This is a genomic window from Sporocytophaga sp. (assembly GCF_017745095.1).
Lineage (GTDB): Bacteria > Bacteroidota > Bacteroidia > Cytophagales > Cytophagaceae > Sporocytophaga.
In genome coordinates, this window is the sequence record NZ_JAGHZZ010000001.1 from 410,960 (window position 1) to 433,030 (window position 22,071).

Here is a 22,071-nt window from a genome sequence, read left to right on the forward strand (position 1 = left end):
TCTTGCCTCGCGGATTATGCCCGGTTTATATATGAGAACTTTTTGGACTCCTTCACGGAAGCAGAAATGAAAGCTTCCCATGATAATGAATTACCCCTTTTGAAGTTTTTCGAAGATCATTCTCAAGAAGAAAAATTTAATATTACTAAAAGATATATTGTAGAATACCTTCAGAACTTCATTTATGGAACTGCTGTAGAAGGTATCATTACTTCACTTGAGGAATGGAAGGACGATAAATTAGTTTTGCCAAGAACTGGAGTAAGCCCTTTAGACATGGCATTACTTGAAAAGGGTAGAAAAAGTATTTTATTAGAGTTCCTTCCTTTATACACTAAAAATTTAAAGAAAGCACTTGAGATTGTTAATGAAATTGAAAGTTTCTATTCATTTCAATCTGTAAAGTCGATAGAATACTTTTCTGATATCCAAAATGAGGAAATTCTTAAGAAAAATCAGGAATTGACGCATGCCTATGAACAGTTAAAGGAAAGCAATGAGGAACTGAGACGTACTGAGGAATTGCTTAAAGAAAGTAATGATAATCTTGAAGATATTGTAAAGGCGAGAACAGCGCAGATTGTCGAAAGTGAAGAAAGATATAAGGCTTTTATAAACCAAAGCTCTGAGGGGATCTGGAGGCTTGAACTAAATGGTATTGATGGGATACCAGTTGATCTGCCAGTTGCTAAACAAATTGAACTCTTGTATTCTTTCGGATATTTTGCCGAATGCAATGCGCGTATGGCAAAAATGCACGGCTATAAAGATGTCTCTGCGGTGTTAGATAAAAAACTACAGGACATAATGTCCTTTGCTAATTTTTCGCCTTACGGATATTTTAATTCATTTATAGAGTCGGGGTACAATTTAAAAGATGCTGAGTCTTTGGAAATTGATAATGAGGGACACATAGTATATATCCTGAACAATATTCAGGGGATTGTTGAAAATGGGATGCTGGTAAGAGCATGGGGAACACAAAGAGATATAACTGATGAAAAGAATACAGAGGAACGATTAAGGTATGTTGTAAATAACGCTCCTATTATCATTTGGTCTTTGGATAAAACTGGCAATGTGGTACTGGCCGAAGGTAAAACTCTGATGCCTGATGTGAGAGACAATGATAATGAAGACGGGAAAATTTCTCTTAAAGAGTTGAAATATTTACCTGAACTATCTGCTAGTGCTATGCGGGCATTAGAAGGTGAAGCGTTTGCCAGAATAATTAAAATAGGAGATAAATCTTTTGAGGCCCATTTTAGTCCTCTAAAAGATTATATGGGAAAGGTTACCGGAGCAGTAAATGTTGCTATAGATATTACAGATCGTGTAACTATAGAGAAAAAACTTTTGGAAAGTGAAGATAGGTTGAGAATGTCAATAGAAGCAGCTGATCTTGGTACCTGGGACATTGCTGATTTATCAGGGGAGTATGTCTGGGATGAAAGAAGCAAGCGTTTCTTCGGTTTAAACAAAAACGCAAAAATTAATTATGAAGTGTTTTTTAACGCCATTCATATTAATGACAGACAACATGTAAAGGATGCTATTGAGGCAGCCTTGAGAGAAGATAAAGAAAATGATTTAGATGTAGAATTCAGAACAATAGGTTATGAGGATAAGAAGCTTAGATGGGTTAGAATTAGGGGCAAGGCTTATTTCAGAAAGAGTGGTGAACCTTTTAGATTTATTGGTACGAGTCAAGACATAACAGATAAAAAGGAGCAGGAGAATGAGCTAATAACACTTGCCGGTAAACTCAGTGAGAGCCAGTATCGATTAAATCTCATTACCAATGCCATTCCAGCATTTATCTCTTATATCACTCCTGATAAGAAATATATTTTTGCAAACAATTATTACAAGAAGCTTTTCCATTCTCGGGAGGTTGTTATAGGTAGAACGATCTCTGAGCTGGTTGGTTTGGAGAATGCATCTTTGTTCCATGGCCAATTTGAAAAGGCTGTAAGAGAAAAACGAAATGTTACTTTCGATTATGTACTCAATAAAGAAGATGTGGGAATCTTTAATTCAAACATTAGAGTGACTTACATTCCTGATATAGATGATGATGGCTTGGTGAGAGGAGTTGTAGCCATGGGTGTAGATATTACTGAGAGTATAAGGTATGAAAGGGATCTTGAGAAAAAAAATAAAGAGTTATCAAAAATTAATAATGATCTTGATAACTTTATTTATACAGCATCTCATGATTTAAAAGCTCCTGTTACAAATATTGAAGGCCTTGTTTCATCATTGGTTGAAACGCTGGAGGAAAGCAATTGCAGTTTGAGTGATGAAACAAAGTTGGTGGTTTCACTCATTAAAGATTCTGTAGGAAGGTTTCAAGTAACTATCAAAGACCTATCTGAGATCGGCAAAATTCAGAAAAACTTTGTTGAAGATGTTTCATACATTAATGTGAAAGAGATCATTGAAGAGACAGAATTAAGCATAGAAAACAAGATACAGGAAGCCAATGCTCAAATTGATTTAGAAGTTCATGATTGTCCGGCGATCAGTTTTTCCAGATCAAATTTCAGAAGTGTCGTATATAACCTTTTGACAAATGCTCTTAAATACAGGAGTCCTGAAAGAAAACCTCACATTACTATAAAATGTATGGCTGATAAAGATTATAGTATATTGGAGTTTAAAGATAATGGTCTTGGGATGAAGGAACATTTAAAATCTAAAATTTTCCAAATGTTTAAAAGGCTGCATGACCATGTAGAAGGTACTGGTGTCGGCTTATACCTTGTAAAGAGAATTATTGATAATTCAGGAGGAAGAATAGAGGTTGATACAAAAGAGGGAGAAGGTAGCGTATTCAGAATATTTTTCAGGCGTTCTCCTCACTTATCAGCATAGATTGAGATTTAAAAATCAAATCGGGAGTTAAGAAGTTATATTAATAGTTGATGTCGGGATATGAAAATAAGTCATCTTGATCATTTTGTTTTAACAGTTAAAGATCTAGATGTTTCATCTGATTTTTACAGGGAGGTGTTAGGAATGGAGAAAGTTACTTTTTCCGGAGGAAGAATTGCGTTGAAATTCGGAAATCAAAAAATTAATCTTCACCTTTCCGGAAAAGAGTTTGAACCCAAAGCTCTTAAGCCATTGTCTGGCTCTGCAGATTTTTGTTTTATTACCCCAACACCAATTGAGCAAGTCGTTGAAGAACTGCAGGAGAAGAATGTTCCTGTTATAACAGGTGTTGTAGAACGCACTGGCGCTTTGGGAAGAATCAAGTCCATTTATTTCAGAGATCCTGATGGAAACTTAATAGAGGTTTCTAATTACCTGAATCCTGTAATCCCTGAAGTAATTGTTGAAACTAATCAATAATTTATTGCCCTATAAATTTATATGTTCTTCCGTCAACTTTAACCAGGAATAAGCCACTGGTAGGTTTTGCAGACATCGACTGGTATGGAATTTCAATAATGCCAGTCTTCGCAAAAACTTCTTGTTTATAAAAGGTCTTACCTGTATAATCGTATATTTCTACCGGAACGAATCCTTCATCATTGTTTTTGGTGTTAATATAAAGGGATTCATTCATGATATAGACGTATCCTGCTTTTCCTTCAGATGACTGACTTGAGGGGTTATCAACCGAAGACAGGACAGAGCCATCAAAGTTAAGAGTAGCAATTTCAATTCCATTGATTTGAGGATTTCCAACTTTACGTTTGAATTTTAGTTCAAGCATAGAAGATTCAACATACAGCAACACGCTTTGCTTATTCGCATTAAGTCCGCTTGTGGCAAATATATCGAAGTCTTCAAGTACGGTCTGATCTCCTATCTGAACATCAAAAACCCGAGCACCTACCGCATGTCCAGAGTCTTCTGGCTTTTCTGCAAAATATAAGTTTACTCTATACAATCCCGGAGTTATGGGGAAGTCATATTCAAGTCTGGTGCCCCAGCTAATTAAATATCTTTGAGGGCCGAACACATCTTTCGGTGCATCCGTATTATTTTCCCTATTCCATTGATAAAACGTACCTGTTGTGTGATTGGCGGTGGTATAATAAAAGTATGGGCAAGGTTTGTCCTGTGTGTCCTCCTGCCAGTTGATTGGCGAAGCCTGTAGTTCTGGTCCTCCGCAATTAATTCTGTATAGAATTCCAGGGCCTCTCGATTGGTTTATTCTAGCGCTGAAAGGATGAGAGCTTAGTATTTCATCGCCACCGGTATTAAACGGTCCAAGTACATTTCCTCCAAATACTCCTGAAATGTTCTCTTCCATTACAAATTTTCCATTAATGAAAACATTGTTGGAGTCATCGGTGCAAATTTGGCCTATTTCACTCGTACTAAAATCGGCTCCTGCTATTGATACCCATTTCAATAAACCTGATGAATTATATTTTGCAAGAAAGTATGACCTTCCTTTACCATTGGTTATTGGAAATATTTTCTGTCCCTCCAAATCAGTTGTGGTGCTGTATGCAGCATAAAGGTAGACATTCTGATATTTGTCAATGTGGTATGCAGAAAGGGTTGTAGAGTATCCTTTATAGTCACTTTGTGGAATCTTACCCCACTTAAAATTTCCATCAGAATCAATTTTTAAGATGAATACATTCTCCTGTTCTATCCCGCCTGTTTTGGTTTTTATAGAAAGTGTTTCTCCGAATATAAACCCTCCGGAAATGCTTCCTCTTACATATAGATTACCAATACTATCAGTCTTTAACTGGAGTAAGGAAATAAAACCGGGATAGTCTTTCATGGCTTTCCCATATTTCTTCCAGACAAGAATTCCGTCTTTGTTGTATTTTGAAAAGAATGGAGTGAGATAGAAATCCTCAGTGGCGGCTAAATATGAACTTCCGTCCTTCCCTACAGCTAGTTGCCAAGTGTTATGTGCGGTGGTTCTGACCTTCCATGCTGTGTCTCCGGTAGGTCGGATTTTTAAAAGATAGATGCTATCAATAATATCAGACTCTTTATCCAGCTTTACAATTTTGTAAAAATTGCCTTCGCCATCTTTATTGAAGTTAAATTCTTGTGAACATTGCAATGCATCGTTTTCTCCAACCTGATCAAAGATTTGCCCTCTTAGCTCGGAAAGAAATAGTAGAAATACAATAACAAGCCCTAGTGCCCTTTTATTCATAGGTTTATTAAGTATTAATATTTATATATTTTCAGTTTTTGAAATCGGGTTTAATGATCCAATGAACTCTCAGAATGAGAGAAAAACACTGTTATTAAATTTTGGAAAAATATCGGACCGTCCCCTGTCCTTGTATACTTTGAAGTATATACGTGAATTTACTCCAATTTGGTTGAATTATAACCTGTTTGTTGGATTTTTCGATGAAGTTGTAATATTTAAGGGCTGGCTTTAATGTGGAAAAGTTGATTAAAAACTGGTGGAAGTCCTGGTAGGATGGCGAGGCGGTCCGCAATTCTCTCAAGTTCCAACCAGTTTAATTCAATGAGTCGCCCATTTTATTTTTTCTGATTGAGGAAGGTTATATAAATTAGATATCCGGATTAATATTCAAATACTTTTAAGGTAAAATCTGAAAATTAATACAATACAAGATAATTGTTTATTGTCTCAAATAAAAGCTTGATATTAATTTATTCTCTTAACTCTAATAAACTATTCGGTTAATTTTTTATCAAGAAAAAGAGCCTTGCCCATTACAGGATCAAGTTCATATGAGGCAAATCCGAAAGAGTTGTATAGATGTCGAGCTCTTTTGTTACCTTCAAGGACTTCAAGTGTAAGTTTGCAATAGTTCTTTTCTCTTGAATATTTTTCAATTTGATCAAGCATTGCACGCGCTATTCCCTTACTTCTGAAATTCTCTCTAACTACAAAGTCATGAATATTGAGAAGCGGTGCAGCATTAAAAGTTGAAAAACTTACAAAGCAGTTGGCAAGGCCAACAGGTTGACCGTCCATATAAGCAATAAGAACATAGGAATCTTTAATATTTGGAAGTTGCATCCTAAGTTGTTCTTTCCTTTCTATTGGCAATGATGCTCCTCCTCCCATTATATCTTTGGCATATTCATTCAAAAGCATCCAGAAATCTTCAAATTGATTGCTGTCAGAAAGATTTGCATGTAAGAGATGTAAATTATCTATCATAGATTTGCACGGTAATTATTAACAAATCTATTGGTTGCCGCGCTAATCTCAAAGATTATTTCAGGTCGTCGCTAAAGTCTTTTTTTACTTTATTGATTTTGGGTAAAGAAACATTCTTTATATAGGCTTCGTCAGGATGATGCTGCACATAATTCTGATGGTAAGGTTCAGCTTTATAGAACTTAATCAATGGGGCAATTTGTGTGACAATTTTTTGATGATATTTTGTCTTATTAAGGTATTTGATTTTCTCTTCTGCCTGTTTTTTCTGTGAAAGATTTGAATAAAAAATTTCAGAACGGTACTGAGGCCCAATGTCAGGTCCCTGATGGTTAAGCTCTGTGGGGTCATGGGCAGTAAAAAAGATATTGAGCAATTTGTCGTAAGAGATTATTGCAGGATCATAATAAACTTGTACAGATTCAGCATGTCCTGTTTTTCCGGTTTCGATTTTTTCATAAGTGGCATCGGACTTATTACCTCCACAATATCCTGAAACTACATCTTGTACACCATTGATCTGTTCGAATGCCGCTTCCGTTGCCCAAAAGCAGCCTCCAGCAAAAGTAGCGGTATCCGTTTTTGCTTCATCTATATGTTTAGTATAGTTTAAATTGCTGTATCTGGCGAAGTTTAATAAGGTTATGATTGTAATAGATGTATATATCGTTGTTTTCATTTTAAATATGGGAAAAGACTGATTTGATCAGTCGGTTTTATAAACCAAACTTATAATCTAATCTGAATGAAAAGAAGGAGTAATCCACACTATAAAGGTCTGTTTGCTCTTTGATGTCTGCACTTTGTTGCCAGCGCAGGGTTTGTAGTTTGTTGACCCAGGCAAGGAGATCATAACCATAGAATGCTATGAGTATATTTTTCCCAGGACGAATATTTAGCCCTACATCCCATTTAACCATCAGATGGTTTTCAATTCCCAGAAAGGGAAATTTATTGTTGAATGCATAATTCTTTGCATAGTCATTCAGATTTGGATTGTTGACTTTAGTCGTATCATATTGATGGATGTCTTTCCTTCCTGTAAGCCCCCAGAATAATCTGAAATCGGTATGAATGCTTATCCAAGAAGCTGGTTTATAATTCAGGTAAAGCTTAGTAATATTAGTGTTCAGATTAAGAAAATTTTTCCCATCTACTGTTATTTGGTCTCTAACAGCATTAATAGCGTTTGACATTACTGAATCAGTTCCCGGATGTGCTTTGCTTTCTATTGGTTTGGGAAAGTATTGATATGATTTTCCATCTGTTGTGACAGAGTCAAAACCGTTGAATACTGCTAAATCAAAATATTTATACTGATCCATTACATCGGTTCTGACAACCCTGGAATAAACATGGTTGGCTCCTATTGAAATCGTATTTGTTTTAAATGCAAAGTCCAGCTCAAGATTAACAAAATGATAATATCCTGCATTTACAATCCTGAATAATTTTTGATTCCAGAGAAGAAGGTCCTTGACAGTATTATAAGATATTGAAGGTTTAATATTGATTTTGTCATCTCCTATTGTATTCATGGAAGTTATTTCAAAGGAACTGGAACGTTCTGGTTTTAGCTTATGCAGTTCTTTTAAAGTTACGGGAGGTATGACCGATGTACCAGGCCCCGGACGCATAAAAGGCGTCTCATAATGATATGTTGTATAAGGCTCACCGTTATCGTTGAAGCTGTTCCTGTCAAACTCGTAATTATCCGCACTTCCGTTATTAGCGGAAGTCTGATAAATAACTTTTATTACATTTTGTTCATCAGGTTTTAAAATAATGGCAGCTTTGGGTGTCAATACGCCTCCAATAAAAGCGGTTCTCGTATGGATGTCGTACCTCAGACCTGCAAGTACATCGACCTTTTCAGTAAGGTTATATTTAGCTTCTGAAAAAACTGCATTGTTAACGTAAACAACATTTGACACAACAGGATGACTTTTTATTTCGTAACGACTGTTTCTGCCAGACATGTCCCTTCCTATATCAAATAATCGAAACTCATATCCGCTAGCCCATTGTAACCGGGGAACATTTTTCATGAGATAAAGCCCTCCGAGGCTGTACCTTCTCTCGCCAAAAGTCTCAAGAATTGATACGTGTCTTTCTGAAGGCGAAAGTGTTGTATATCCTTTGAGTTCTTCCAGTTGTATTCTGTCCGTATTTAGGTCAAGGCCCCCATAGAGTGTAACTATATTGTCATGTTTCGTTGGGATAGTGTATGTAAGCTGGTTAGTTATGTTGTTTACTACGTATTGTCTCCTGTTTACATTTCCAGGCTCAATATTCCCATACCAACCATTTATATTTTCAAATTTTCCATCAACAATTCTATCAGGAGCAAGTGAGTCCATTCCTGTAAAATCAGCCCATGGATCAACGATAAAGAAGCCGGAAGCATTCGTAACCTGATGTGTATAGCGGCTGTATAGTCGAAATCTTTTATAGTTAAAATCAACACTGAACCTTGCGTTACCTGGCGTAGACCAAGGGCTTCCGGAAACTGGTACTCCATCAGGAGGAGGGTTGTCCAGGAATTGAGGATAGGGGAAACTGGGCCTTCCGTATAGTCGTGCTCTTTCTTGTCCGACTCCATCACTCACTCTGTATCCTCCGGAGAGCACTATTGATGCATCCTTTTTGCCTAATAAAGATTTTCCTAACCAAGCCTCGTATTGATGAAAATAAGTATCGCCGCTCCATGTCCCCTGAGTTGTGGACGCAATAAATTCATCCCTCTTGTATTTTTTGGTTACCATATTTATGATCCCGGATATTGCCCCTGAACCATAAATAAGACCTGAAGGTCCTCTGATCACTTCCACACGTTCAACATCGCCAAGCAGGCCTAAATCTGTTTCCATATTGGCGCCATCTCTCGCTTCTGTATTCATTTTTCTTCCATTTATAAGGAATATGAATTTTGAATTTCTGTCTGCTGCCACACCTCTCATCCCCCATATTATTCCGTACCATTTACTATACATATACTGAAAGCCCGGAACATATATTTCGAGTAATTCACTAAGATGTCTGGCTCCTGAAAGTTCTATTTCCTCCCTGGATATTATGGAAAGACTAAATGCAGAATTTCTCATATCAAGTTCAAGAAAGGAGCCTGATGCTACCTTTGTATCCATCAATTCGTCAAGTGAGAGATTCCATAGATTTTTATTTTTATTGTTGGTATCAGCATTAAATACCGGGTCGCGTTTTTTTGAATTTAGGTTTTGGTCTGCGGATTCCTTTTCTGTCGAAGACTGCAAAGTGTCTTTTGATGAAGGTTTCTGAGCAATTAAATCTGATGTCGGAGTAAAAAGCAGTATTAAGACAAATTTTATAAGACAAAACAGATTCTTTGTTGCCATTGAAGGTCAAATTATAATGGAGCTTAACTCAGTTGATATGAATTTGTTATGTCTTGGAAAGTGATAGTTAAGTGCAAAGTAAGGAATGATAAAGTAATGCAAAACATTAACATTGAAAGCCTGTTTAACCCTGAAGTTCAGATAGGTGAGTTTGTATATTATGGTATATATACATGACGGAAAGTTTTTAACCGGGAATCAATATTAAATGATAAACGACCAATCATCTCATAGTTGTGAAATGCCAGCAGATGAAAAAGGGACTTCGAGATTTTTAATGATTCAGTTGGTGCTGGTGGTGTTCTGTTGCTCGGGGTTTATTATAGATGTTCACCATGAAAGATTGATGAAAAGTTGTAGTGAAGTTTATGATATAGTTCAAGAAGGTGAGTACTCTTTAAAGGCGGCATTTATATATCGTTTTACTGAGTATGTAGACTGGGAGGGAATGCCAAAGGAAGAGGAATTTAAAATAGCAATTCTGGGAGATACTCCTTTAACCAGGAATCTTATTAATATAGCTGAAAATGCGGAAGTAGGTAATAGAAAGATTAATGTAGAAGAGTATGACAACCTGAATGAAATAGATGAGTGTCAGATATTGTTTGTCTCGAGGGAGAGTTCAGTTCCCTTGCAAGCAATATTACATAAATTCGAAGGAAAGGAAACTCTTATTGTTACGGAAAAGGAAGGTTATGGAGAAAAGGGATCATGTATAAATTTTTTTCTTTCGGAAAGTAAAATCAAGTTTGAAGTAAATCTTGAGGCGGTTGAAAAAGCGGGACTAGCAGTAAGTTCACAATTATTACAGCATGCTGTTGTGATAGGTAAGCAAAGGTAAAAAGATATGGCTTTTCATTTGCCAAAAATTAGAGATTTATCCATAAGAAACAAGCTGATTTTTCTTCAGTTTTTTACTTGTCTTATTGTACTTGCTCTTTGCTGCGCAGCTTTTGTTTTTGTTGATGTCAGAGAGTATAAAGAAAATAAAGTAAATAGCCTCACCTCAATGGCACAGTTAATAGCTTCAAGCAGCATTTCTGCCCTTGAGTTTATTGACAATGAAGCAGCCAATTCTATTCTTTCAGATTTAATAGTAGTTGATGATGTGTCAAATGCACAGATCCTTGATAAAGACAATCAGGTGTTCGCCTCATATTCCAAAAGAGGTGTGAAGAATTATAACTTTACTCCTGTAGATAAGTCATCTGTAGAATTTGAAAGAGGGTATCTGTATATCTATCATGAAATTATTAATAATAATGGAGAGAGGGTAGGGATGGTATTTATCAGAGCTGAATTAAATCAGCTAAATTCAGTAATAAATAGGAAAATTCAGATTGCAGCATTTTTAATGGGAATCGGAATGTTGCTGGCATATCTTATAGCTTTATTTTTACAAAAGTATATTTCGTCTCCACTTCTAAGATTAGTTTCAGTGATGGATAAAGTAAGTAAGGAAGGGAGCTATGGTAACCATGCCCAGGTTGAAGGTAAAGATGAAATAGGTACTTTGTCCCTTGTTTTTAACGAAATGCTCATCCAGATTGAGAAGAGGGATAAGGAGCTTTTGGAGAATAATTACCTTTTAAATTCAATCCTTAATAGCATGGGAGATGGGGTATTGGTAGTAGACAATGACCTTAACTTTATGCTATGGAATCCAGCATTTGAAAAAAAGCATGGAGGACTACTAGTGGCTCATCCTAGAGTAGCTCTTGGTAAAAATTATAATATGTTCTTGCCTGGTGAAACCATACCTCTTGATTATGAGAATTCTCCATTTTATAAAGCAGTGCAGGGTGAAGAGTTTAATAACCAGGAATTGCTGTTAAAGACTGATGATAATTTAATAACATATATCAGTATAACAGGAAGACCTTTAAAAGACAGAAGTAATGTAGTCATTGGTGCAGTTGCAGTTGTTAGAGATATTACACAGCGTAAGCAAATACAGCTTGATCTAGATACAGCACGGCAGCAGTTGCAGGATATGATGGATTATTCTTCCGCTTGTATTTTCGCCAAAGATTTAAAAGGTAGATATATATTCGTCAATAAGAACTTTGAACAGGTATATAAGGTCGAAAGGGAAAAGGTAATAGGAAATACAGATTTTGAATTTCTTTCCAGAGAAGAGGCATTGCCCCTGTATGAGCATGACCAGGAAGTTTATAGGGTGGGGCACGATGTCTCTTTTGAAGAAGTACTTTTAAGGGAAGGAAACCTTCAAACTTTTATATCTGTAAAGTATCCGCTAAAAGATAATGATGGAAAAATTTACGGACTATGCGGGATAGCTACAGACATTACGGAACGGAAGGCTATAGAGGAGGCAGATAAAATGCGGGTGACACAGATGATAAAGTTTCAAGAGACGCTCTTGAATCTTACGAGCATGGAAATAGACCTTCCTTTAGATGAAAAGCTTAAAGCCATCCTTGTTAAATGCGCTGAAGTTATAGATGTTGAAAGGTGCGGTATATGGTTTTTTACTAAAGATAAAAAAGAGATTTTTCCAAAGATTATTTATCGTAAAAGTGAGAATGATACTGTAAGTGGAAAGCCAATTAAAAAATCTCCAAATTCTATTTATTTCAAAGCTTTAGAGAATTTTCACACTATAGATGCTCATGACGCCCTTTCTGATCCCAGAACTGCTGAACTTGCAGAGATATATTTTAAGCCGTTGGGTATTGCCTCTACCCTTGATGTTGCCATAAGACTGGGAGGTAAGATATCAGGAATGTTATGTTTTGAACATATAGGTGATAAAAGAAATTGGTCTTATGAGGTTCAGGTCTTTTCTTCTTCAATAGCCGGAATTGTAGCCTTAGCTCTAGAAAACTTTGAAAGGCTAAAAGCGGAAAAAGAACTGCATGAACTGAACGATGAATTAGCTCAGGCAAAAAATGCTGCAGAGCAATCTAATGCGGCTAAGGATGTTTTTCTTGCTAGTATGAGCCACGAAATCAGAACTCCTTTAAATGCAATAATTGGTTTTCAGCAATTGCTCAAAGAAACGGACCTTAGTGATGAGCAAAAGGAAATAGTAACCTCTATAGATTTTGCCGGCCGTAACCTATTGGTAATTATTAATGATATTCTTGATCTTTCAAAAATAGAAGCAGGAAAAGTTGAGTTTATTGAAAGTGAAATCAATGTTGCTTCAATTATCCAATCTGTAATTGAATTGTTTGAACAGAAAGTAAAGGAGAAAAATCTTAAGATAACGTTTTATCATGACCCTACAATTCCCTCCGGATTACTAGGAGACGGAGCTCGCTTAAGTCAGATTTTACTTAACCTGATTGGCAATGCAGTAAAGTTTACAGAAAGGGGAGAGATAAAGATTATAACGCATTTATTGGATGTAAAAGAAGATTATTTCAATTGTTTGTTTGAAGTGGAAGATAGTGGAATTGGGATTCCAAAAGAAAAGCTTGCCAGGATATTTGAACGCTTTACTCAGGCAGAAGCCGATACAACAAGGAGATATGGCGGAACAGGGCTCGGCCTAACTATTTCTCGTCACCTGATAGAGCTTCAAGGAGGATCTCTTATGGTAAAAAGTGAACCTGGAAAAGGCTCTGTGTTTTCTTTCAAATTGAAATTCAAAAAATCTGCTGATTCCAATGGCGTCAGTATCGCAACTCCGGAAGGTGGAATGAAGAATATGCCTAAGGAAGCAAAACCCCTGAAAATATTACTGGCTGAAGATACAGTTTTAAATCAAAATTTAATCTTAAAGGTTTTCCAGAAAACCAAACATTCCGTGGATATTGCCAATAATGGGGTTGAAGCTGTTGAGAAAGTAAAGCGTAATAGTTATGATATCATTTTGATGGATGTTCAAATGCCATTAATGGACGGCTGTCAGGCTACTGAAGAAATAAGAAGGCTAAAAGATAGGGTTAAGAGGAAAGTTCCTATTGTAGCGCTTACAGCTTTTGTTTCTAAATCTGAAGAGGAAAGGTATCGGAGAAAAGGTATGGATGCATATATTACTAAGCCATTTGATAAAGAAGATTTATTGCAAACGATTTACAGGCTTACTGATTCTGATAATATTGATATAAATTCAAAATCATTTATGGATACAGGTTCAAATTTATTCAGTTTAAGCTTTCTGGAAGAAACCTCAGAAGGAGATACAGAATTTATCATTAAAATGGTAAACCTCATACTTGAAGAAGCGCCCGATAGACTCAGAAGTCTAAAAGAAGCTATCCAGGCCAAAGATTATGCAGCTATTAAAACTAATGCCCATAAGCTAAAGAACATAATTATTCCTGTTCAGATGGAAAGAGCTAAAGAGTTAGCAACTGCTATAGAGGAAAATAGTCGCAATGCCGGTAATATGCAGATTATCGTATCTCATTTTGCTGAGTTGAGTGAAATAATAAATAGTGTTTTAGAGCCTCTGCGTAACCAGGTAGAGGTGTTGAAGCATAATTCATGACACTTTGTAAAACTATGATTAGGATCTAAATTAGATAATTTTGGACTTTAATAATTTTTTTCTATTTTGATGCCTTGTCATAAAATTTACAGGCATGTCACAGTTTAAAAGGAAACTAAACAATTTTGCAGTATTCTCACTTGCTATTCTTTTTGCGGAACTCATTCAGGCAGTTGCGCATAATTATATTGACCATTGGAAAGATGGTCATGGCAAATATGTTTCTGTACTTCTTTCAATGATTCTTGCAATAGCGGTATTTTATCCCGTATTTCATTTTCTGGATAAATATATCCAGTCGGCATCCAAAAACTATATCAAGAGTTCGAAGAAAGTAAGTGGTGGAGGAACTTCAGGGCTATTGCTTGGTTATTCTCTGGCAATGTTTTTTATGTTTATAGCATTTGCCCAACTTTGGTATCATAAAGATGTCATTGCAGATTTGGGTCATTGGCTTAAAGGGTTTATTTAAAAGAATATTATGGAAATAGAAATTTTTACCCTTTGCGATCACGCACAGGATTTTAATGGTAAGTTAGTAATAGTTGGAACCTTTGATAGTATAAGTTCTGCTACATATCCATTTACGCACGCTGCTTGTTCTTTGGCCGGGAGGTTAAGGTTTAGTGAAAAAGAATCCGGTGTTCATGACTTTAAAATAAAACTGATCGATGATGAAGGGTTTGAATTATATCCTGCTATTGAAGGGAATATTGATGTATCTAAAAGCGTAGCGAATTATTCAACAATAAACTTTGCTATAAATCTTGGAAATCTGGAATTTAAAAAAGCAGGGAGGTATGCTATTGAGCTATACATTGATAACGAATGGCAGAAAGGTCTTCCGATAAATGTCATCAAGCAGTAGATAAATCTAAGTAAAATAAATCACCACGGTTGGATATCTCAGATGAAATGATGTTTCCAAACATGGTGATTTATATCGATTTTTTGTCCTTGTTTAGGATTTTAAATAATTTAAAATGTCGTTATGAATTGCAGGATTGGAGACCACAATGCTATCTCCTTTGACCGGATCTCCACCATAGTAATCAGTAATTGTTCCGCCAGCCCCTTTGATTACAGGAATCAATGCCATGATATCCCACTTAGACATTTTTGGGTCTATCATAATATCTGCAAATCCTGTAGCGACAAGAAAATAGCCATATGCATCTCCCCATGTTCTGTATAGCTTACATGCTTTGGCTAAATTGTCAAATCCTTTAGGCTCTCTGTATTTTTCAGGTCCAAGAGGATCGGTGGTAAGCAATGTAGCCTCACTTAGAGAAGTGCAAGGTCTCAGGCTTACTTTTGTTCCATTATGATAGGCTGAGGTTCCGTCTCCTAGCACAAGATCATCCAGAATGGGATTGTGAATGGCTCCGAAAACAGGCTCATCATCTTTCATTAATGCGATTAAGGTGCAAAACAATGGAGCTCCATGAATAAAGCTTTTGGTACCATCTATCGGATCGATTACCCAGTAATATGGAGAAGTACCTTTTATTTCGCCAAATTCTTCTCCGAACACCCCATGCCCAGGAAATTTTCTTAAAACTTCATTTCTGAAAAGTTCTTCAATTTCCCTGTCTGCGATTGTAACAGGAGACATGTCCTCCTTGCTCAACACATCCAGTCGGGTGCGAAAATATTTCCTCGCAATCATTCTGCTTTGCCCGGTAAATCTTATTACAAAGTCCCTGAAAGTAGGAAAGTCCATAGTTTTTTCAATTTAATTGTTCATTTAATCCAATTAATCATTTGCCGTTAAGAAATATTGTTCTTCATTATAATCAATTGTTTTGCTATCAACTCCGATGTTTTGATTTAGATCGACAAATTTTTATGATTAATCCCCGTTAAAGGTAAATACAAATTCATTTTCACCAAATAAAATCTTTGAAGTCTTTATTAAATAAAGGATAAACTCAGACTTTTTTATTTTGTCTTTTTTTTCTGGTTATAAAATGGTTGCTAAAACAATTTTGTGAACTTTTGATTTTTAGGTGAATAGACACTCAACAAATATGGAAAGCACTTATCTGCCTGTTATAAATAAAACTGTCTCACGTATTGGATTAGGCACTTGGGCTATTGGAGGATGGATGTGGGGTGGCTCAAATGAACAAGAATCTATAGATACTATAGTTAATGCAGTGGATTTAGGGGTAAACCTCATCGATACAGCTCCTGTATATGGGTTTGGCCTTTCGGAAGAGGTGGTTGGTAAGGCGCTTAAGAAAATTAACAACAGAAGTGAAATTGTCATTTCTACCAAATGCGGCCTTGAATGGAAAGAAGGAAAGGTTTTTAGAAATGCATCCAGAGAAAGAATAAACAAGGAAGTTGGAGATTCATTGAAGCGACTTCGTACAGACTACATAGACATTTATTATGTTCACTGGCCAGACGCTTTGGTATCTCTGGAAGAAACAGGGGAGGCTATGTATGATCTTTTTAAGAGCGGAAAAATTCTATCTGTTGGAGTAAGTAATTTTAACACTGACCAAATGCTGGAGTTTGGCAGTCATTCACCAATTCATTTTTCACAGCCACCATATAATATTTTTGAAAGAGAAATAGAAAAAGAAGAGCTGCCTTATTGTCTTGAAAACAATATTTTCCTTATGACCTATGGAGCTATTTGCAGAGGCCTTCTTTCAGGAAAGTTAAATATTAAGTCTACATTTAAGGGTGATGATCTTAGAAAGTCAGATCCAAAATTCAGAGAACCCAGGTTCAGTCAGTATTTGGATGCAGTAACTAAATTGAACCAATTTGCAAAAGACTGCTACGGAAAGAGTGTAGCGGAACTGGCTATAAAATGGATCCTTCAAAGTGGGGTTTCAATAGCGCTTCTCGGAGCAAGGAATCCGGATCAGTTGAATATTTGCAAAAATCTCAGCGGGTGGAAGATTGTCAGTGAAGATTTAAAGAGGATAGATAGAATCATTAAAGAAAATGTAAAGGATCCAGTTGGCCCGGAATTTATGGCTCCACCTATTAGAAAGGAGAAAGCTGTGAGGAAATAATGTGTATAAGTTTTTTTATCGTAAATATACAACATGTTTAAATTAAATAAGTGTAAATCATTGTTTATGAATTGATTTTTTCCAATTTTACATGCACCTAAGTTGCAGTGCTATAAAACAAAGTATTTTTTATCCGGGTTAAATTATAAAAAACCACCAGCCTTATGTTAGACTTTAAAAAATTAACAGAGGAGCTATTTGAAAAGGATGTTTTGTTGTGTATCAGAACAAACTCTCCAACTTTCAGAATGTACGGAAAGCAAATCCGTGGCAAACTTGAATCTATTTACACTGGGACTAAAAAAGTGCTTACGATTCTTTCAAACTCTCTGACAAGAGAAGTTCCGATTGATGACATAGATTTTATTTCGGAAGATAAATATGTTTAGATAAAGAAATAGCTACTTTAAATATCGGAATCCTGCTCCTTTAGCAGGATTTTTTTTGATGTTTGCGTAAAAAAATAAACCATTCAAAACTCTTCTGGCTAGAAATAGTAAAAGAAGTATTATCAATCTCAAGTACTATGAAAATTCTATTAACTATAGGCTGCTTGTTTTTCAGTTTGTTAAGTTTTGCAGCACAATTACCTGAGTGGGCAAGAAAAGATTTTGAAAAAAAAGGCTTAAAAGATAAATTTGAACTTGCTGATTACCTGAAACCTTCTTACCTGGAAGTAGATCTCAATGGGGATATGACAGTTGATATTGCAGTCCTGGTAGTCGAAAAACAAACCGGGAAAAAAGGTATTATTATCCTCCATCAGAATGATCCGAATGTTTATATTTTGGGCGCTGGTAATGCTTTTGGAGATGGAGGGAGTGATTTTGTGAAAATGGAATCATGGAAAATTGTAAATGATGTTACTATTCGCAGGAATGATAGAATCAGGACTGGTATAGAAGTAAACTTTACAGAAAAGAGTCCGGCGGTAATCATCTTTGACGGAAAAGAATACAACTGGCAGGTTCAGGAAGGGTGAGTGAATTTAAGATTCTGAAGTATAAACTAAGCTTCCTTCAATTTAGAGGGAAGCTTTTTTTTATTAGTAAAATAATAGCGAATATTGTATAAGAAGAATTAGTTTTTAAAGATTCAGAAATAATTAAAGAACAAAATAATGAATAATAACCTGGTTAAAATTTCTCTTATCCTTAATGGTTTATTGGTTGTGGCGGTTGCTATACTTTTTTACCTTCATTTTAAACAGCCAGCTGCATTATCTGCAACTTCTGAGGGAAAAACAGAAGATACAGTGAGTGTAGCTAATATTGAAATGCCAAAAGTGCCGAGCGCAAGAAAGATCGTTTTCTTTAACTATGATTCTCTTACTGCGAAATATGAGTTCTTCAAAAAGATTCAGAGAGAAATGGAAGCAAAAGCCAGAGGCATTGAAAATGAGTTGATGAGAAAAGAACAAAAGCTTCAGGAAGATTTCGAGTTTTATCAGAAGAATGCTGGTGCAATGACAGAGCAGCATAGAGAAGCTAAAGAAAGAGAATTGACAACTGCACAGCAGGAGTTAATGGCGCTGAAAGAAAACAGATCTGAACAATTTGCCAATCAACAGCAGGAGTTGAATAAACAATTAATGGATAAGCTTTACGGTTATTTCAATAAGCTATCAAAAGAAAACAACTTTGATTATATCCTTACTTATCAGAAAGGTTTGCCAGGTGTAGTATATGGTACAGATAGCCTTGACATTACTAAGGAACTTATTGAAGGTTTGAACAGAGAATATAAAAAGAAATAAGCTGAAAGCTTAAAGCACAAAGCTTAAAGTATATTCAAAAGGCCTCATCCTAACTTTCCTCAAAAGGGAGATTTAGGGTGAGGCCTTTCAATTGTAGAGACGCCATGCATGGCGTCTCTCTTTCACCTGGCTCGGTCTCTTTAATTTAGCAGGACACAATAAACAGACATTATTGTTGTCTGCAAATTCGCCCATTGTCGTTCATTATCACAGTTTATGAGACGCCATGCATGGCGTCTCTACGTGTTATCTTGATTCTTAAAACCATGTCCTTGAGGATGGTTAATGAAGGGCCTTTCTTAAAACCTCATAAAAAAAGCTTCTCAAAATTAGAGAAGCTTTTTTTATTTATGATTGGTTAAACCTTATTTGTTAGGCTGAGGAGTGTATCGCAAGTAAGGCTTTATTCTTGTTACTCCTTTAGGGAATTTAGCAGGAATGTCTTCATCTTTTACAGCTGGAACAATGATGCAGTCTTGTCCGTCTCTCCAGTTTGCAGGAGTTGCTACGCTATAGTTAGCTGTTAATTGAAGTGAATCAAGAACACGGATGATCTCGTCAAAATTTCTTCCTGTGCTAGCTGGGTAAGTAAGGATCAGTTTCACTTTTTTGTCTGGTCCAATGATAAATACAGAACGAACTGTTACATTTTCGCTTGCATTTGGGTGGATCATATCATAAAGAACTGCAACCTTTCTATCTGGGTCAGCAATTAATGGAAAATTAACATTGGTGTTCTGAGTTTCATTGATATCGTTGATCCAGCCATTGTGATCAGAAAGCGGGTCTACGCTTACCGCGATTACCTTTGTATTTCTCTTATCGAATTCACCTTTGATTTTCGCAACGGCTCCAAGCTCTGTGGTACAAACAGGGGTATAATCTTTTGGGTGAGAAAATAAAATAGTCCAGCTATTTCCCATCCACTCATGAAAGTTAACGGTTCCTTGAGTTGTTTCCGCTGTAAAATCCGGTGCGATGTCTCCTAAACGTAATGACATATATTTTGTAGGTTTATTTATTTTTGTTAATTGCGATGAATTTATAAAAGAATTCTGATCTGACAAACCAAATAAAATTATTCAGGTTAGAATTTTAGTTGTATAATTTCCACAATCAGTCTTAAAACAAATTTTTAACCCAAAAAATCCAATTATGATTCGTACTGCCAATGCTGCCTGGAAAGGCGATTTGAAATCAGGAACTGGTTCCATCAATACAGAAAGTGGCCTGGTTAAAGATGCTACATACAACTTTGCTCGTCGTTTTGAAAATGAGAAAGGTACCAATCCTGAAGAGCTCCTTGGAGCTGCTCATGCTTCCTGCTTTGCAATGGCCCTTAGCCATGGTCTGGCTTCTGCAGGGTTTACTCCGGTAAAAGTTAGTGTGGAAGATAAGGTAAAACTTGAAAAAGTTGGAGATGGTTTCAGTATCACCACTATCGAGATTAACTGCGTTGCTGATGTTCCCGGAATCTCTGAAAGTGAATTTCTAAAATTTGCTGAAGATACTAAGAAAGGTTGTCCTGTTTCCAAAGCACTTACAGGTGTTACTTTCATCTTGAATGCAAAACTGAAGTCAGGAGTTTCAGCTTAATTGACTAAATGAAAAGAGAGGACAATTGTCTTAATTTGATCCTCTCTTTCTTTAAAGTAATATTATTTTTTTATTAAGATTATCTCTGTTGTGCCAGTTCGAAATATTCACCTTTCTCATTACACCCCCTGCATTTAAGCATATCTTTGAAAATCTCAGGTTTCAATACTGATTTACCCTTAAGCATTCTCACGCATTCTTGTATCCCTTCAATGATAGAGGGATGTGGATGTATTAATTCTGCAAGTTCTTCAATCCCTTTGTCCATGGATATTAATAGGGCCACCGCCTGAATGGCACTGGATGCATGGACACCCACAGCTCGCATTCCGAGAATTTTCATCTCGTCATCATTGGTTACAAGTATTTTAAAGAAGCCGTTTGTGTTTCTCATAGCTATGGCCCTTGGAATTAAGCTATAGTCTATACTAACAACTCTATAAGGTATTCCTTTGCTTCTCGCATCCTGTTCATTCATTCCTACGCCAGCAGTTTCTGGGTTCAGGAACATGATAGTTGAAATATTTTTATAAGTCAAAGGCTTAGGACTCAACCCGAACATTTTTTCTACTGCGTGTCTGCCCTCCAACTCACCTACATTGGCAAGTGCAAAGTCTGAAGTCAAATCTCCCACTGCATATATATTAGCAACGGTGGTTCTTGTATCTTCATTGACAACGGTGCAGTTGTCGTTGATCACAACTCCGACTTCTTTAGCTCCAAGGGTTTCTGTGTTAGGTACTCTACCCACAGATACCAGTGCTTTCTCTACATTATGGATTTCGGAGTGACCGTCTTTATACTTTAATTCATATTCAACTCTGCCATCTTTAATCTCCATTCTGACCAACTGAGAATTTTTATGGATAGTGACTCCATTGTCTTCAAGATTGGTTTGAGTAGTCAGCGAGATGTCTTCATCTTCAAAAGGGAGGATACGGTCAGCTTTGTCTATCAAGTTTACTTTGGTTCTTCCGAAGTTTGAAAATATAGTAGCCCATTCGCAGCCTATTACTCCAGCGCCGAGGATTACCATACTTTCTGGAAAGTCGGTAAAGCATTCGATACCATCGCTGGTCACTATTATTTTTTCATCTATAGGTATATGAGCAAGTTTTCTTGGCCTGCTTCCAGTGGCGAGTACAATATTATCTGCAGATATAATTTCCTCATCGCCATTACTTTTTTTGAGGAGTACATCATTTGCAGAAACAAGTCTCGCTTCAGCCTTGATATAACTAAAGAGGTCTTTTTTCTTTCTTTGAAGTAAAAGGATATGTGTTTCAAGCTGTACCTTTCTCAGAAAGATGGCTTCTTTAACATCATTAAGGATTTCCTTAAAATCTACTTTTATTTCTGTACAGGCATATTTTTGAAGTCTCTTTCTTGCAAGAGACACATCTCTGGAGAGTTCCCAGAATGTTTTGGAGGATAGTGCACCGTTGTAAACTCCAGCTCCTCCGATTTTACCTTTTTCTACTAGAAGTACTCTTTTGTTGAGGTCCAAGGCCCTCATGGCAGCAGCGTATCCGGCAGGACCGCCTCCAATCACGCAAATATCAAATCGATTCATAAAAATATTTTCTTCAAAGGAGACTTCTGCATGCGCCTGAAACCTTACCTTTAAAATCATGTCCTAATTAAATTGTTTCTTCTAACGATTAAAACTTTATTTGGATTTTTTTCAAGATTATTTCCACTTCGTTTTGTTCAAACAT

Annotated in this window: 18 protein-coding genes; 11 read left to right on the forward strand and 7 right to left on the reverse strand. The window is 36.3% G+C overall.

The features are described 5' to 3' along the window. The first annotated feature begins 66 nt into the window (after positions 1-66). Both J7604_RS01730 and J7604_RS01735 read left to right on the forward strand, forming a co-directional pair. Positions 67-2,877 carry a PAS domain S-box protein gene (locus tag J7604_RS01730; RefSeq protein WP_293890207.1) on the forward strand — a complete coding sequence of 937 codons (2,811 nt, stop codon included), beginning with the start codon at positions 67-69 and terminating at the stop codon, positions 2,875-2,877. Positions 2,878-2,937: 60 nt separating this feature from the next. Beyond that, positions 2,938-3,357 (forward strand): VOC family protein, encoded by a 420-nt coding sequence (locus J7604_RS01735; RefSeq protein WP_293890209.1) that lies wholly within the window; start codon positions 2,938-2,940, stop codon positions 3,355-3,357. 1 nt (position 3,358) lies between these two features. On the opposite strand, the gene J7604_RS01740 is transcribed toward J7604_RS01735, so the two are convergent. The 4 genes from J7604_RS01740 to J7604_RS01755 form a co-directional block, all read right to left on the reverse strand. Beyond that, positions 3,359-5,140, reverse strand: coding sequence for a malectin domain-containing carbohydrate-binding protein (locus J7604_RS01740; protein WP_293890211.1), 1,782 nt, complete (start codon positions 5,138-5,140; stop codon positions 3,359-3,361). A 495-nt stretch (positions 5,141-5,635) separates the two neighbouring features. Then, on the reverse strand, positions 5,636-6,130 hold the full coding sequence (locus J7604_RS01745) for an N-acetyltransferase (RefSeq protein WP_293890213.1): 495 nt from the start codon (positions 6,128-6,130) through the stop codon (positions 5,636-5,638). Between the two features lie 55 nt (positions 6,131-6,185). After that, positions 6,186-6,809 carry a peptide-methionine (S)-S-oxide reductase MsrA gene (msrA, locus tag J7604_RS01750; RefSeq protein ID WP_293890215.1) on the reverse strand — a complete coding sequence of 208 codons (624 nt, stop codon included), beginning with the start codon at positions 6,807-6,809 and terminating at the stop codon, positions 6,186-6,188. A 37-nt stretch (positions 6,810-6,846) separates the two neighbouring features. Further along, positions 6,847-9,504: a TonB-dependent siderophore receptor gene (locus J7604_RS01755; RefSeq protein ID WP_293890217.1), complete on the reverse strand. Its 2,658-nt coding sequence runs from the start codon at positions 9,502-9,504 to the stop codon at positions 6,847-6,849. Between the two features lie 208 nt (positions 9,505-9,712). On the opposite strand from J7604_RS01755, the gene J7604_RS01760 reads away from it, so the two are divergent. The 4 genes from J7604_RS01760 to J7604_RS01775 all read left to right on the forward strand — a co-directional run bounded on the left by J7604_RS01760 (position 9,713) and on the right by J7604_RS01775 (position 14,834). After that, complete coding sequence (locus tag J7604_RS01760; RefSeq protein ID WP_293890219.1) at positions 9,713-10,345, forward strand: YfiR family protein; 633 nt, start codon at positions 9,713-9,715, stop codon at positions 10,343-10,345. Positions 10,346-10,351: 6 nt separating this feature from the next. Further along, positions 10,352-13,966 carry a PAS domain-containing protein gene (locus J7604_RS01765; RefSeq protein WP_293890220.1) on the forward strand — a complete coding sequence of 1,205 codons (3,615 nt, stop codon included), beginning with the start codon at positions 10,352-10,354 and terminating at the stop codon, positions 13,964-13,966. A 94-nt stretch (positions 13,967-14,060) separates the two neighbouring features. Further along, positions 14,061-14,438, forward strand: coding sequence for a hypothetical protein (locus tag J7604_RS01770; RefSeq protein ID WP_293890221.1), 378 nt, complete (start codon positions 14,061-14,063; stop codon positions 14,436-14,438). Between the two features lie 9 nt (positions 14,439-14,447). Further along, entirely contained in the window at positions 14,448-14,834 is a 387-nt protein-coding gene (locus J7604_RS01775; protein ID WP_293890222.1) for a hypothetical protein, read from the forward strand. Positions 14,835-14,927: 93 nt separating this feature from the next. Here J7604_RS01775 and J7604_RS01780 read toward each other — a convergent pair whose 3' ends face one another. Further along, positions 14,928-15,689, reverse strand: a complete 762-nt coding sequence (locus J7604_RS01780; protein ID WP_293890223.1) for an inositol monophosphatase family protein — start codon at positions 15,687-15,689, stop codon at positions 14,928-14,930. Between the two features lie 307 nt (positions 15,690-15,996). Here J7604_RS01780 and J7604_RS01785 point away from each other — a divergent pair, with 307 nt between their 5' ends. The 4 genes from J7604_RS01785 to J7604_RS01800 all read left to right on the forward strand — a co-directional run bounded on the left by J7604_RS01785 (position 15,997) and on the right by J7604_RS01800 (position 18,757). After that, positions 15,997-17,001 (forward strand): aldo/keto reductase, encoded by a 1,005-nt coding sequence (locus J7604_RS01785; protein WP_293890224.1) that lies wholly within the window; start codon positions 15,997-15,999, stop codon positions 16,999-17,001. Between the two features lie 164 nt (positions 17,002-17,165). Continuing rightward, a complete protein-coding gene (locus tag J7604_RS01790) occupies positions 17,166-17,390 on the forward strand; it encodes a hypothetical protein (protein ID WP_293890225.1) in 225 nt (74 codons plus the stop codon). 137 nt (positions 17,391-17,527) lie between these two features. After that, entirely contained in the window at positions 17,528-17,983 is a 456-nt protein-coding gene (locus tag J7604_RS01795; protein WP_293890226.1) for a hypothetical protein, read from the forward strand. Positions 17,984-18,121: 138 nt separating this feature from the next. Beyond that, a complete protein-coding gene (locus J7604_RS01800) occupies positions 18,122-18,757 on the forward strand; it encodes an OmpH family outer membrane protein (RefSeq protein WP_293890227.1) in 636 nt (211 codons plus the stop codon). Positions 18,758-19,122: 365 nt separating this feature from the next. Here the strand turns inward: J7604_RS01800 and J7604_RS01805 are convergent, their stop codons facing one another. Beyond that, on the reverse strand, positions 19,123-19,758 hold the full coding sequence (locus J7604_RS01805) for a peroxiredoxin (RefSeq protein WP_293890228.1): 636 nt from the start codon (positions 19,756-19,758) through the stop codon (positions 19,123-19,125). 154 nt (positions 19,759-19,912) lie between these two features. Here J7604_RS01805 and J7604_RS01810 point away from each other — a divergent pair, with 154 nt between their 5' ends. Continuing rightward, positions 19,913-20,353 carry an OsmC family protein gene (locus tag J7604_RS01810; protein WP_293890229.1) on the forward strand — a complete coding sequence of 147 codons (441 nt, stop codon included), beginning with the start codon at positions 19,913-19,915 and terminating at the stop codon, positions 20,351-20,353. A 79-nt stretch (positions 20,354-20,432) separates the two neighbouring features. Here J7604_RS01810 and J7604_RS01815 read toward each other — a convergent pair whose 3' ends face one another. Then, positions 20,433-21,986 (reverse strand): NAD(P)/FAD-dependent oxidoreductase, encoded by a 1,554-nt coding sequence (locus tag J7604_RS01815; protein WP_293890230.1) that lies wholly within the window; start codon positions 21,984-21,986, stop codon positions 20,433-20,435. Positions 21,987-22,071 lie beyond the last annotated feature (85 nt).

What these genes read in the sequence shown, in the direction of transcription:
- J7604_RS01755 (WP_293890217.1), bottom strand. Translation starts at nt 9,504, where the DNA reads ATGGCAACAAAGAATCTGTTTTGTCTTATAAAATTTGTCTTAATACTG.
- J7604_RS01795 (WP_293890226.1), top strand. Translation starts at nt 17,528, where the DNA reads ATGAAAATTCTATTAACTATAGGCTGCTTGTTTTTCAGTTTGTTAAGT.
- J7604_RS01740 (WP_293890211.1), bottom strand. Translation starts at nt 5,140, where the DNA reads ATGAATAAAAGGGCACTAGGGCTTGTTATTGTATTTCTACTATTTCTT.
- msrA (WP_293890215.1), bottom strand. Translation starts at nt 6,809, where the DNA reads ATGAAAACAACGATATATACATCTATTACAATCATAACCTTATTAAAC.
- J7604_RS01765 (WP_293890220.1), top strand. Translation starts at nt 10,352, where the DNA reads ATGGCTTTTCATTTGCCAAAAATTAGAGATTTATCCATAAGAAACAAG.
- J7604_RS01770 (WP_293890221.1), top strand. Translation starts at nt 14,061, where the DNA reads ATGTCACAGTTTAAAAGGAAACTAAACAATTTTGCAGTATTCTCACTT.
- J7604_RS01810 (WP_293890229.1), top strand. Translation starts at nt 19,913, where the DNA reads ATGATTCGTACTGCCAATGCTGCCTGGAAAGGCGATTTGAAATCAGGA.
- J7604_RS01760 (WP_293890219.1), top strand. Translation starts at nt 9,713, where the DNA reads ATGATAAACGACCAATCATCTCATAGTTGTGAAATGCCAGCAGATGAA.
- J7604_RS01805 (WP_293890228.1), bottom strand. Translation starts at nt 19,758, where the DNA reads ATGTCATTACGTTTAGGAGACATCGCACCGGATTTTACAGCGGAAACA.
- J7604_RS01800 (WP_293890227.1), top strand. Translation starts at nt 18,122, where the DNA reads ATGAATAATAACCTGGTTAAAATTTCTCTTATCCTTAATGGTTTATTG.
- J7604_RS01790 (WP_293890225.1), top strand. Translation starts at nt 17,166, where the DNA reads ATGTTAGACTTTAAAAAATTAACAGAGGAGCTATTTGAAAAGGATGTT.
- J7604_RS01785 (WP_293890224.1), top strand. Translation starts at nt 15,997, where the DNA reads ATGGAAAGCACTTATCTGCCTGTTATAAATAAAACTGTCTCACGTATT.
- J7604_RS01775 (WP_293890222.1), top strand. Translation starts at nt 14,448, where the DNA reads ATGGAAATAGAAATTTTTACCCTTTGCGATCACGCACAGGATTTTAAT.
- J7604_RS01780 (WP_293890223.1), bottom strand. Translation starts at nt 15,689, where the DNA reads ATGGACTTTCCTACTTTCAGGGACTTTGTAATAAGATTTACCGGGCAA.
- J7604_RS01730 (WP_293890207.1), top strand. Translation starts at nt 67, where the DNA reads ATGAAAGCTTCCCATGATAATGAATTACCCCTTTTGAAGTTTTTCGAA.
- J7604_RS01815 (WP_293890230.1), bottom strand. Translation starts at nt 21,986, where the DNA reads ATGATTTTAAAGGTAAGGTTTCAGGCGCATGCAGAAGTCTCCTTTGAA.
- J7604_RS01735 (WP_293890209.1), top strand. Translation starts at nt 2,938, where the DNA reads ATGAAAATAAGTCATCTTGATCATTTTGTTTTAACAGTTAAAGATCTA.
- J7604_RS01745 (WP_293890213.1), bottom strand. Translation starts at nt 6,130, where the DNA reads ATGATAGATAATTTACATCTCTTACATGCAAATCTTTCTGACAGCAAT.